The sequence below is a fragment of the Coprococcus sp. HPP0074 genome (genome assembly GCF_964238105.1).
GTDB lineage: Bacteria > Bacillota > Clostridia > Lachnospirales > Lachnospiraceae > Faecalimonas > Faecalimonas umbilicata.
The window spans coordinates 134985-147348 of the sequence record NZ_CAXSKS010000007.1 but is presented as its reverse complement, the minus strand read 5'-3'; the positions used below and the strand labels follow the sequence as shown (position 1 = coordinate 147348).

Here is a 12364-nt window from a genome sequence, read left to right as displayed (position 1 = left end):
ATATATTTTATTCACTTTTTCTAATCAGCTTTTTCTAATCAGCTCTCTTTTTTCCTATTCAAACAGAGGTGTGGATAGATATCTCTCCCCTGTATCCGGAAGTAAGACTACGATTGTCTTCCCTTCATATGCTTCCTCTTTTGCGATTCGGATTGCCGCACACAGAGCTGCTCCAGAAGAAATACCAACAAGAATCCCCTCTTCTTTTGCAAGAAGTTTTGCCGCCTCATATGCCTCTTTAGTTTCCACAGCCACAATCCTGTCATAGATTTCTGTGTCAAGAATCTCCGGCACAAAGCCCGCACCAATCCCCTGAATTCCATGTACGCCAGCCTGCTCGCCTGACAATACCGCTGATGTGCGAGGCTCCACAGCTACTACCTCGATTGTTTGGCTCTTTTCTTTCAAATATTTTCCTGTTCCGGTAATAGTTCCACCTGTCCCTACTCCCGCAACAAACGCATCTACGTTTCCTTCCGTATCTTCCCAGATTTCCGGACCTGTCATACGGTAATGTGCATCTGCATTGGCTGGATTGACAAACTGTCCAAGCACAACTGCTCCTTCTATTTCTCTCTCCAGTTCTGCTGCTTTTTCTATCGCACCTTTCATTCCTTTTTTTCCTTCTGTCAGTACAATTTCTGCCCCGTAACCCTGCAGAAGTTTTCTCCGTTCAACACTCATCGTCTCCGGCATTGTAAAGACCGCACGATACCCTCTTGCAGCCGCAATCGCTGCCAATCCAATTCCTGTATTTCCACTTGTCGGCTCAATGATGACAGCTCCTTCTTTTAAAATCCCTCGTTCTTCTGCATCCAGAATCATTGCTAGTGCTGCTCGATCCTTCACGCTTCCTGCCGGATTAAAGTATTCCAGCTTCACCAGTATCCTTGCCTGCAATCCCAGATTTTCTTCTATCTTCTTCACCTCCAACAAGGGAGTTCTTCCAATTAACTCTGTCATCGTTGTATAAATTTTCGCCATGTTGTTCCATCCTTTCTGTCTCATTCTATTTTACATACTGCGAATATGTTTCGCAGTTAGTTTTAACTCACTTCCATCCTATTATAGCATGCATCTGTTTCCTTGTGAACTCCCTTTCTCACGACTGACCTCCTTCCTGCACTTTTACCTGCCTCCTCCTACCTTTTTATTTATATATTTTGCTATTTTTGTGATGTTCTTTTCTTGTTTTTTTATATATTTTGTTGACATTCTACCATCATTATGCTATTCTCAAGAAGTGTTCAGCACGTCTGGACAACAGATTTATTTTTTATGGAGGTAACACAATGAACAAAGGTACTGTAAAATGGTTTAGCAACCAAAAAGGGTATGGATTCATTTCTGACGAAGCTGGAAACGATGTATTCGTACATTACTCTGGTCTGAACATGGAAGGATTCAAGACTCTGGAAGAAGGTCAGGCAGTGGAATTCGAAGTGACAGAAGGCGCTAAAGGACCTCAGGCAATCAATGTCGTAAAACTTTAATCAGAATCTTTACTGTGCCTTTTATTTATATATATTAATTTCGATATTTCATAATTAAAAAGCAGTACTTGTATTACGTGATTAAAATAGAGCTGATGGCAGATTTGGGAAGTTCCCTCTGCCGCCAGCTCTTTTCTTTTTGAGTTCTTTGCTAAAGTTGATCAAAACTATTTTACATCAACTTCTTTAACAATCTTAAATGTCCTTTATACGGTGGATATCGAACCGGAAGATCTAGCCACAGGGCCTTTTTCAAAATGCTCTTTCTATGGGTAAATGTATCAAACCCTGCTTTTCCATGGTAGGATCCCATTCCACTTTCCCCGACACCTCCAAATGGCATATGCGAAGTAGCCAAATGGACAACTGTATCATTGACACATCCCCCGCCATAGGAAATCTGTCCGAGTACCTTTTTTTCTGTCCTGCGGCTTCTTGTAAAGAGATACAATGCCAAAGGTTTTGGCCGACTGTTGATCTGTGCGATTGCTTCATCCAAATCTTCATACACAAGTACCGGAAGAATCGGACCGAAAATTTCTTCCTGCATCACTGGACTGTCCCAGGATACCCGTGTCAGAATTGTTGGTTCAATCTTTCCTGACTTTCTAGACCATTCTCCTCCAACAACAGTATGCCGCTGATCAATATATCCACAGAGTCGATCAAAATGCTTTTCATTGATGATCTTCGGGTACTCTCTGTTTTTACATGGTTGCATTCCATACAACTTCTCAGTCATCCGCTTCAGATAAGTGAGCAACTTTTTTCTTACACTTTTGTGTACAAGCACATAATCCGGTGCCACACAAGTCTGACCTGCATTCAGAAATTTTCCCCACACAATCCTTTTTGCTGCCAGTTTCAGATTGGCTGTCTCATCAACAATACACGGACTTTTTCCACCAAGTTCCAGACTGACCGGAGTCAGATGCTCTGCTGCTTTCTTCATCACATACTTTCCAACTTCCATGCTTCCTGTAAAAAAGATATAGTCAAATCTTTCGTTCAACAAACTCTCATTCTCTTGTCTTCCACCTTCTATGCAGCAGACATATCCCGGTACAAAAAGTTCCTCCGTCATCTCCTGCATCAGCCTGGAGACATTTGGGGAATAGGCGGATGGCTTTAATACTGCACAGTTTCCCGCGCCAATTGCTGCAACAAGCGGTGCAATAGTCAGTTGAAACGGATAATTCCACGGAGACATAATCAGCACAACCCCATATGGTTCTGCATAAATCCGCGATTTTGATGGAAATTGTGTGATAGGTGTCGGAACCTGCTTTGTCGCAGCCCACCCACGCAAATGCTTCATTGCATACCGGATTTCTTCTTTCACAATCCCTATTTCTGTCGCATAGGCTTCAAAAGGCGCCTTGTTCAAATCTTCCCACAGCGCCTTCTCTATTGCCTCCTCATGCGCTTCTATCCACTGATACAGCTTTCTCAATTGAATCAGCCGAAAAGAAACATCCTTTGTCACCTGTGTCTGAAAATATTCCCTCTGTCCCTTTAATACCTTCTGATAGTCTGTCATATCTTCTGCCTTTCTGTATGGATCATTCATACTTTACAGAGCGTCTCCCACGCTTCCGTCTGTAACCTTTCTTTTTCGCTATCATTATAAGAAAAATGTGCTGCTTTTACAACACCATCCGGCATAGAATCTTCAATGCTTTTCTCACTCCTATCCTCGCCGCCTTCTTCCAGCACAAGCAATTCTTCCAATCTGGCCTTCGGCGCAAAATAAGTAAAAAATACGCTCTTGTTCCATGTTTTCTTTTCCACTTGTTTCATCATACAACTCTCCCTTTTCTCTTTCTTTTTACTTTTTCTTTTGTTCTGCTGTTTGGAATAACGGCGGGAAAGATCATCCAGCCGGGAAAACAAGAATGTTTTCATGATTCATTTTCTCTTTTGAAATTCTACTTGAAATGGTAAGCGGCGAAAAAAACCGCTTACCGATATTTCTTATCATAGCACACTTCCCCTAAAAGGGAAAGTCCCTATTTGTTTAATCTTTTACAGATCAAACAGTGACAGCTGATTCGTTTCCGGCAAATCGCCAAACATCCCAAGATCCGCCATAAAGTCAATGACAGTTTTACTAACCTTCGTCCGCTGTCTAAAATCGTCTCTCGAAAGATATGGTCCATCTTCTGCTGCCATCTCCACTGCTTCCGCCGCCTTATCGCCCATTCCTTCGATGCTGGAGAGCGGCGGCATCAATTTGCCGTCAATGATCTGAAATTTTGTCGCCTTCGCCCGATAAATGTCAAGCGGAAGAAATTCATACCCTCTCGCATACATCTCCTGCACGATCCGCATATCTTTGAGTGTATCCTGATCCTTTTTACTCAGAGAATCCGAACGGTTCTTGTAGTCCCTGAGATAAAACTCCAGTTTTTCCTTGCCCTGACACATCAATTCATAGGAAAATGCAGATGCACGGATACTAAAATATGCCGCATAATATGCCAGCGGATAATTGACTTTGCAGTAGGCAATCCGGTATGCCATCATGACATAGGCCGCTGCATGGGCTTTCGGGAACATATATTTGATCTTCTTACATGACCAGATATACCAGTCGGGAACGCCCGCCGCCTTCATCGCATCTTCCCATTCCGTCTTCAGCCCTTTTCCCTTACGGACACTCTCCATGATCGTAAAGGACAGCTCACTTTCCATTCCGGTATTGATCAGATACGTCATAATGTCATCACGAGTACAGATAGCTGTAGAAATCGTCGCTTTTCCCTCCTGGATCAACGTCTGTGCATTATTCAGCCATACATCCGTACCATGTGACAAACCAGAGATACGGATTAGGTCAGACAACGTCTTTGGCTTTGTATCCACAACCATCTGGATAACGAAATCAGTCCCAAACTCCGGGATTCCAAGACATCCCACCGGACATCCTCCGATATCCGAAGGCTTGATCCCAAGAGACCCTGTATCCGCAAAAAGCTGCATCACTCCCGGGTCATCTAAAGGAATCTCTGTCGCCTTAAACGGTTTTCCGGTCAGCTGCTCCACAAGTTCCTCCAGCATCTTGATCATCGTCGGATCATCGTGCCCGAGAATATCAAGCTTCAGCAAGTTATGGTCGATCGAATGATAGTCAAAATGTGTCGTGATAATGTCTGTCGTCATATCATTCGCCGGATGCTGCACCGGTGTGAAGGAATTGATATTCTCCCCGTGAGGCAGTACGATGATTCCTCCCGGATGCTGCCCGGTGCTCCGCCGGATCCCGGTACACCCTTCCACGATCCGCTCAATCTCACACTTTCGCTTTCTGCTTCCATGCTCCTCATAATAATTTTTTACAAATCCGAACGCCGTTTTCTCCGCCAACGTTCCGATCGTCCCGGCGCGGTACGTCTGCCCTTCGCCGAAGATGACCTCGGTATACTTATGTGCATTACTCTGATAATCTCCCGAGAAATTCAAGTCGATATCGGGCTCTTTATTTCCCTTAAATCCAAGGAACGTCTCAAACGGAATATCAAATCCATCTTTGACAAGCGGTTGTCCACAGTTCGGGCATACTTTATCCGGCATATCCCATCCACATCCTCCGGCAAATGCACGCACTTCCTCCGACTCAAAATCACTGTAATGACAGTTGGTACAGTAATAATGCGGGCTGAGCGGGTTTACCTCGGTAATTCCCGCCATCGTCGCCACGAAAGAAGAACCGACAGAACCTCTGGAGCCAACAAGATATCCATCCTCGTTTGATTTCCACACCAGCTTCTGCGCAATAATGTACATCACGGCAAATCCATTGGAAATAATGGAGTTCAATTCCCTCTCAAGACGTTCTACAACGATCTCCGGAAGTTCTTCCCCGTACATACTATGCGCCTTATCATAACAGATATTCCTCAGTGTCTGGTCCGAATCTTCAATGACCGGAGGACACTTATCGGGCCTCACCGGGGAAATCCGCTCGATGGAATCGGCGATCTTATTTGTATTCGTGATCACGACTTCCTCCGCCTTCTTAGATCCGAGATAAGAAAATTCTTCCAGCATCTCCTCCGTTGTCCGAAGATACAGCGGCGGCTGGCTGTCCGCATCAGAAAATCCTTTTCCGGTCATAATGATCCTTCGATAAACCTCACTGTCCGGATCCATAAAATGCACATCACAGGTTGCGACAACTGGCTTTTGAAATTTCTCTCCAAGCTGTACGATCCTCCTGTTCATGTTCTTTAGATCTTCCTCACTCTTAATATTTCTCTGCTTCTCACTGGCGATCATAAATGCGTTGTTGCCGATCGGCTGGATTTCCAGATAATCGTAATAATCTACGATCTTTGCGATTGTCTCTTCCGATTTCCCATCCAAAAGCGCCCGATATAATTCGCCCGCCTCGCAGGCACTTCCAAGGATCAGCCCTTCCCGGTACTTGTTGAATTCGCTTTTTGGAATTCGCGGACGTCTCGCAAAATATTTTAAGTGCGAGAGGGAAACAAGTGTATACAGATTCACTCTTCCCACTTCATTCTTTGCAAGAATGATCGCATGGTAAGTCGGCATTTTCTTGATCGCATCCGGGTTCATATCCCCAAATGCATTGACTTCTTTTAAAGTCGTCATCCCTCGTTCCTTTAACATCTCAATAAATTTCACATAGATTTCCGCCGTCGCTGCCGCATCGTCCACAGCACGGTGATGATTTTCCAGGGAAATGTTTAATGCCTTCGCCACAATATTCAACTTATATTTGGACAAGGTTGGAAGCAGTACACGGGCAAGTCCCACAGTGTCCACCGAGGTAAATGTCCGGCTTCTTCCAAGTCTGACACAGTTCTGCTCAATAAATCCCACATCAAATCCTGCATTGTGCGCCACAAGCGCAGACTCACCGACAAAATCAAGAAATGCCGGAAGTGCCTCCTCAATCTTTGGAGCCTCCAGTACCATGTCATCTGTAATGTGCGTGAGCTGCTGAATCTCAAACGGGATTGGGACCTCCGGATTGACAAACGTACTGAATCGATCCACGATCGCCCCGTCCGTGATTTTAACCGCCCCGATCTCTATGATCCGGTCTTCCGCCGCGCTGAATCCGGTTGTCTCAATATCAAATACAACAAACGTGTCATCCAGTGTCTGTCCCTGTTCGTTGACAGCGATCTCTGTCAAGTCGTCTACAAGATATGCTTCCACCCCATATATGATCTTAAATGGATCCTCCTTGTCAAGTCGTTCCACATAATGATTGGCATCCGGGAAGGCCTGCACTACGCCATGGTCCGTAATGGCGATCGCCTGATGTCCCCAGTCATGTGCCCTCGCTACAAGCGCCTGCGCCTCAGATACTCCGTCCATATCACTCATTTTCGTGTGGCAATGAAGCTCCACACGCTTCTCTGGGCTGGTATCCTTCCTCGTTGTCGTAAAGTCACTGATCTTACGGATACCCACAACGGAACCGATCGTCAGCTCTCCATCAAACTTATCAATCGTCGTCACTCCTTTGATCTTCAAAAAAGCGCCTTTTTTGATTCCTGCGAGAATCTCAGGAAGCTGTTCATTTCTCGTGAACATCTTTACCATGATCGTATCCGTGAAATCTGTGATTGCAAACATGACGATTGTCTTCTCATTTCGGATTTCTCTCGTCTCCAGCTTCAAAATCTTTCCGCGGATCGTAATCTCTCCCATCTCTCCGACCACATCGGAAAGCGGAATTGCCTCATCCTCAAAATCCCTTCCATATAGTACATCCGGATTGTCAGACCGCTTCGGAGAGCGGTAAAATTCCTTTTTCTGAAATTCCCTCTTTGGAAATTCCTTTTTCTTCGGTTCTGCAGGTGCTTTCTCCTGTTTCGGAACACTTTCCTTCTTCTTTACTCCTTCTGTCTTTTCCTTCTTCTGAGCGATCTTTTCCTCATGAAGGCTTGCATTCTGCTCCAGAATTGCATCTACTTCCTGCTGAATCCGAATTTCTCCGTGTTTCTTATTCTTACTTTCTTGCGGCTCCCGATACAATACTTTAATCTTCGTCGGAACCTGACACCGCTCGTTAAAAATCCGGTCAATGGTTCCTACAATCGCATCTTTTTTCCCTTCTGCCACAATGGAATCTGTCATCTCAATACAAAGAGTCTGCGTGTCCTCAAATGTACACACTGCATTTTGAAACATATTGTACTCTAACATACTCTGTCGCTGAAGTTCATATAAAATACTATCCCGATACTCTCGCAGAAGATTTTCCGGTGTATAAAGCTCCGAAAGCTGATAGGTCTCTACCACCTCAACCTGAATCTGTGTATGTCCGAATAATTGTTCCCGGATCATCTCTTCCATCTTGCAGACAGACCGCTTTGCAATCAGATGGGTGCTGCATATATGTACCCGTATAAAATCTCTCAGAGAAGTGGTCGTGACTTTCATCACTTCCACTTCTCTGAAAAGATTCTCATATTCTTTATTTACTTTTAATGTCGGAAATACATCAAAAAATAATTTTCCCATGTATCATCTGCCATCCTTCTATTCGTTCCAATTCAAAAGTTCTTCTCTTAATACAGACAAGAGCTGCTCTTCTTTGACCTTTTTGATAATTTCACCCTTTTTGATCAGAAGTCCTTCCCCGATTCCTCCTGCGATTCCGATATCTGCTTCTTTCGCTTCTCCTGGACCATTTACTACACAACCCATCACAGCCACCTTAATATCAAGCGGAATATCTGCCACCATATTTTCCACTTGATTCGCAAGTCCGATCAAGTCAATCTTCGTTCTTCCGCAAGTCGGACAAGATACAACTTCAATACCGCCTTTTCGAAGTCCCAGTGTCTTTAAGATTAATTTTGCAGACTTGATTTCTTCCAGCGGATCTCCGGTCAGCGACACACGGATCGTATCTCCGATCCCCTGATATAAAATGATTCCAAGCCCGACCGAAGACTTAATATTGCCTGACAATACCGTTCCGGACTCTGTGATACCAACGTGCAGCGGATACGGACACTGCTTTGCGATCAGCTCATGTGCTTTCACACACATCAAGACATCTGAAGATTTAATACTGACAACAAGATTATCATATCCCATCTCCTCGATCAAGCGCACTTTGTCCATTGCACTTTCCACGATTCCTTCCGCAGTCACACCGCCATATTTTTCTAAAAGCGGTTTCTCCAAAGAGCCACTGTTCACTCCAACGCGAATTGGGATATTGTATTCCTTTGCCTTATCGACAACCGCCTGCACTCTGCTTCTGTCACCGATATTCCCCGGGTTGATCCGGATTTTATCCGCACCGTTTTCGATCGCAGCGATGGCAAGTCGGTAATCAAAATGAATATCCGCCACAAGCGGGATGTGGATCCGCTTCTTAATCTCCCGGATTGCCTCTGCCGCCTCCATCGTCGGCACTGCACAGCGGATGATCTGACATCCTGCCACCTCTAATGCAAGGATTTGCTGCACAGTCGCTTCCACATCTTCTGTCTTTGTATTTGTCATCGATTGAATAGCAACCGGATTGCCTCCTCCGATCTTTACGGTTCCAATCTGAATCACTTTTGTATCTTCTCTTGTCATGGTCGTTACTCCTTTCCGTCCCATTTGAAAACCCTCTATGAAAATTGCTGCATTCTCTTAGAGGGCATGTTCTTCTGCACTATTTTTTATCAAAAACCAACTGATCTCCGTACTCCCGCTCGGTAAGTGTCAGCTGATTGTTCTGTACACTGTAATCGTATGTGGCTGTGATCTCACTCAATGCTGTTTCCAGCATATCGGCAGTATATTTTCCTTCCGATTTTTCTTCTGCTTCCAGAAGAGCTTCCTCATCTGCCTTAAATGTCACCGTCTTGCTATCCTTATCCAAAAGGTACTCCATGCCGATCGTCATCTTCTCGTCTTCGAAAATTTCTTCCCAGTCAACCAGAAGTGTTCCATTTCCCTTGATCGTCAGCACAAGCTGCTGCTCGGTGCTTTTCCATGTCCCTTCCAGCGGATTCCCGGTAAACATCTTAAACAAGAAAAATGCCCCAATCAAAATAATTAGTACACTCGCCGTGGATATGACAATCCTCCATGCCATACTACGTTTCTCTTCATTGCTCTTTGCGATAAACATGCTACCCCTTCCTTCCCTGCAAGTCATTGAAGTATCTCCTACTGTCATCTGAATTTCTCATCACTTCCCACAATAGAAAAATTGCTTCTCGCCCTTGTTGTAAGTAAATTATAAGTTGTTTCAGAAAGAGTGTCAACGGATAATGCGAAAGCCTTTTATTTCCTCTTCATACTTCTGATCTTTTCCTTTTCTTCTTTCCCCACCCGGAGTGATTCTGTGATTTTCTGCAATGCTTTGTTGTAAGTAAAATCATCCAGCTTATTTTTCATGAGATACTGCATCGTCAGTTTCGGATGCTGCACATAATAAACCGATACTGCCCATGCCACTGCCATTTTCACATAGTAATCTTCCAGTGTGATCTCATCAAAATATCGAAATGCTTCCCACAGATAGCTTTCTTCTCCAAAATGATCTAGCCCCATGACCACGCCGAATCTGACTGTGTAAACCTGATCTGACTGCATGCACTGTTTTACAAATGTCCACATCTTTTCTTTCTCATGCTTTGCAGGTTTTAAGGTGCTGCAAAAGCTGTCACAGACCGACCAGTTATCAATCTGTGGAAGAAAATCACAAATCCATCTATGCCGTTCTTTCCACTCCATCTTCGCATATCCGATCACAAGTCCCCGAAGCATCGTCTCCTCGAATGTCTTCTCCACTTCAGATTTCTCTTCCAAATACGCTCTCCAGTCTCCCTTTACGATCTCTTTTGCAAGTTTCCTGAGATGCGGAAGTCTCACACCGCGAATCCGCTCTGCTTTTACATTCGGGATCAACCGGGCAGAAAACTGCTGATAGGAAGGTTCTGATAATTCCTCGATTCTTTTTCTGACTTCTTCAGCCGTCATCATCTTTTTCTCCTTCCTACGATTTTTCATTCCCTTTTTCCAGTGCTGCCAGAAGTGCAAGGAACCGCTCGCCATATTTCTCATATTTCTTTTCTCCGACACCGGTCACCTGAAGCATTTCTTCTTTTGTCTTCGGATGAAGTATACACATATGTGCCAGTGTTTTATCGGAAAATACAATATACGGCGGAACCCTCTCTTCTTTTGCAATTGCAAGCCGCAATTCCCGAAGCTGTGCAAACAGTGACGGATCTGCTCCGCCTGTAAATTCGGAGGACTTGCGCATCTTTTTTTCTTTCTTTTCCACCTTGCGCTCTTTTGCCGCTTTCATAAAGACTTGTTCATTTTCTTCCAAAAGTTGTCTGGATTTTTCATTCAGATGAAGTACCGGATACTCTTCTTTTGTCAGCAACAGATATTCATTTAAAATCAAATGATTCATGATCTGCCGCAGACGAAAGACCGGAATTGCTTCCATCGTTCCGTATGTTTCATTTTCATCCATGTGATATTTTAAAATCTTTGCAGACTTTCCTCCATGAACGGTTTCTATGATCACGTTGATCCCATACCGCTGTCCACTTGTCCGCACACAGCTTACCATCGCCTTTGCCGGAGCGGTCACATCGATTTCCTCAAACTGGGTCAGACAGTTTGAACAATTCCCACAGTAATTTGCCCCATATTCTCCGAAATAACGCAGCATATACTCCCGAAGACACTCGTTTGTAAAACAGTAATAGGTCATCTTCTGAAGCCGGTCCCGCTCCCGTTCCCGGATCAGTTCTGCCGTCTCCGGATCAAATTCTGACTGCTCCCCTGCTTGCTCGATAAAAAACTGATTTGTGATCACATCCTGTCCGGAATAGAGCAAAATACATTCGGATGGCATCCCATCTCTTCCGGCTCTACCCGCCTCCTGATAGTAGCTTTCCATGTTTTTCGGCATATTATAATGGATCACAAAACGGACATTCGACTTATCAATCCCCATCCCAAATGCATTGGTCGCCACCATGATCTGCTTCCGGTCATAAATAAAGTCCTCCTAGTTTCGTCTCCGCTCCTCGTCACCAAGTCCTGCGTGATACCGTGTCACTTCTAACCCTTCTTTGATTAACTTCTCACAGACTTCCTCAACAACCTTCCTTGTCAGACAGTAAATGATGCCGCATTCTCCTTCATGCTCTCTCAGATAAGCTGTCACTGCCGCAAACTTATCTCTTGGATGCTCTACACAGAATCTAAGATTTACCCGGTCAAATCCAGTCGTGATCATTGCGGGATCCCGCAGGTTCAGCAGTGCGATAATATCTTCTTTTACTTCCGCTGTCGCCGTCGCCGTAAAGGCACTCAGAACCGGTCGTGTGCCAAGATAGTTGAAAAATTCCGCAATCTTCAAATAACTCGGTCTAAAATCCTGTCCCCACTGCGATACGCAGTGCGCCTCATCCACACTCACCATCGAAATCTCTGCCTCTCTTGCAAATCCCAGAAAACTCTCTGTCAGAAGCCGTTCCGGTGCCACATAGATAATCTTATACCGCCCTTCTTTCGCATAGCGAAGTGCAGTCAGATACTGTCCCTGTGTCAGGGAACTATTCAAAAAAGCTGCGTGAACACCTGCCTGATTCAATGCGGCGACTTGATCTTTCATCAGAGAAATGAGTGGTGAAATGACTAATGTGATTCCCGGCATCAGAAGTGCCGGAATCTGATAGCAGAGTGATTTCCCTGCCCCGGTTGGCATAATTCCAAATACATCCCGGCCGTTCGTCATCTGTTCGATCAGAAATTCCTGCCCCTCACGAAAGGAATCGTATCCGAAATAGTGCTTTAAAATATGTAATGCTTCTTCTTTTTTGTACAAAATCAATTTCTCCCTTCCAGGCTCTTTA

Annotated in this window: 8 protein-coding genes and 1 pseudogene; 1 reads left to right on the top strand and 8 read right to left on the bottom strand. The window is 44.6% G+C overall.

Features of this window, described 5'->3' with window-relative positions; all coding sequences use genetic code 11:
* Positions 1-54: 54 nt before the first annotated feature.
* Positions 55-984 carry a cysteine synthase A gene (gene cysK / locus ACESPO_RS10255; protein WP_009262372.1) on the bottom strand — a complete coding sequence of 310 codons (930 nt, stop codon included), beginning with the start codon at positions 982-984 and terminating at the stop codon, positions 55-57.
* 308 nt (positions 985-1292) lie between these two features.
* Between cysK and ACESPO_RS10250 the strand changes: the two genes are divergently transcribed.
* A complete protein-coding gene (locus ACESPO_RS10250; protein WP_008974930.1) occupies positions 1293-1493 on the top strand; it encodes a cold-shock protein in 201 nt (66 codons plus the stop codon).
* A gap of 172 nt (positions 1494-1665) precedes the next feature.
* Here ACESPO_RS10250 and ACESPO_RS10245 read toward each other — a convergent pair whose 3' ends face one another.
* From ACESPO_RS10245 to recQ, 7 genes and pseudogenes are all read right to left on the bottom strand, one after another.
* A complete protein-coding gene (locus tag ACESPO_RS10245) occupies positions 1666-3063 on the bottom strand; it encodes an aldehyde dehydrogenase (protein WP_016438356.1) in 1398 nt (465 codons plus the stop codon).
* Positions 3060-3296 (bottom strand): hypothetical protein, encoded by a 237-nt coding sequence (locus ACESPO_RS10240; RefSeq protein WP_009262374.1) that lies wholly within the window; start codon positions 3294-3296, stop codon positions 3060-3062. The genes ACESPO_RS10245 and ACESPO_RS10240 overlap by 4 nt, the downstream gene beginning before the upstream one ends.
* A 222-nt stretch (positions 3297-3518) precedes the next feature.
* Positions 3519-7997 carry a PolC-type DNA polymerase III gene (locus ACESPO_RS10235; protein WP_349160079.1) on the bottom strand — a complete coding sequence of 1493 codons (4479 nt, stop codon included), beginning with the start codon at positions 7995-7997 and terminating at the stop codon, positions 3519-3521.
* Between the two features lie 18 nt (positions 7998-8015).
* Positions 8016-9071: a flavodoxin-dependent (E)-4-hydroxy-3-methylbut-2-enyl-diphosphate synthase gene (gene ispG, locus ACESPO_RS10230; RefSeq protein ID WP_009262376.1), complete on the bottom strand. Its 1056-nt coding sequence runs from the start codon at positions 9069-9071 to the stop codon at positions 8016-8018.
* Between the two features lie 79 nt (positions 9072-9150).
* A complete protein-coding gene (locus ACESPO_RS10225) occupies positions 9151-9639 on the bottom strand; it encodes a hypothetical protein (protein ID WP_009262377.1) in 489 nt (162 codons plus the stop codon).
* A gap of 128 nt (positions 9640-9767) precedes the next feature.
* Positions 9768-10469, bottom strand: coding sequence for a DNA alkylation repair protein (locus ACESPO_RS10220; RefSeq protein ID WP_016438354.1), 702 nt, complete (start codon positions 10467-10469; stop codon positions 9768-9770).
* 13 nt (positions 10470-10482) lie between these two features.
* Positions 10483-12336 (bottom strand): annotated as a pseudogene (recQ, locus tag ACESPO_RS10215) (DNA helicase RecQ).
* Between the last annotated feature and the right edge of the window lie 28 nt (positions 12337-12364).

Coding starts and splice junctions, on each gene's coding strand:
- ACESPO_RS10235 (WP_349160079.1), bottom strand. CDS start 7,997: ATGGGAAAATTATTTTTTGATGTATTTCCGACATTAAAAGTAAATAAA.
- ACESPO_RS10250 (WP_008974930.1), top strand. CDS start 1,293: ATGAACAAAGGTACTGTAAAATGGTTTAGCAACCAAAAAGGGTATGGA.
- ACESPO_RS10225 (WP_009262377.1), bottom strand. CDS start 9,639: ATGACTTGCAGGGAAGGAAGGGGTAGCATGTTTATCGCAAAGAGCAAT.
- ispG (WP_009262376.1), bottom strand. CDS start 9,071: ATGACAAGAGAAGATACAAAAGTGATTCAGATTGGAACCGTAAAGATC.
- ACESPO_RS10220 (WP_016438354.1), bottom strand. CDS start 10,469: ATGATGACGGCTGAAGAAGTCAGAAAAAGAATCGAGGAATTATCAGAA.
- cysK (WP_009262372.1), bottom strand. CDS start 984: ATGGCGAAAATTTATACAACGATGACAGAGTTAATTGGAAGAACTCCC.
- ACESPO_RS10240 (WP_009262374.1), bottom strand. CDS start 3,296: ATGATGAAACAAGTGGAAAAGAAAACATGGAACAAGAGCGTATTTTTT.
- ACESPO_RS10245 (WP_016438356.1), bottom strand. CDS start 3,063: ATGAATGATCCATACAGAAAGGCAGAAGATATGACAGACTATCAGAAG.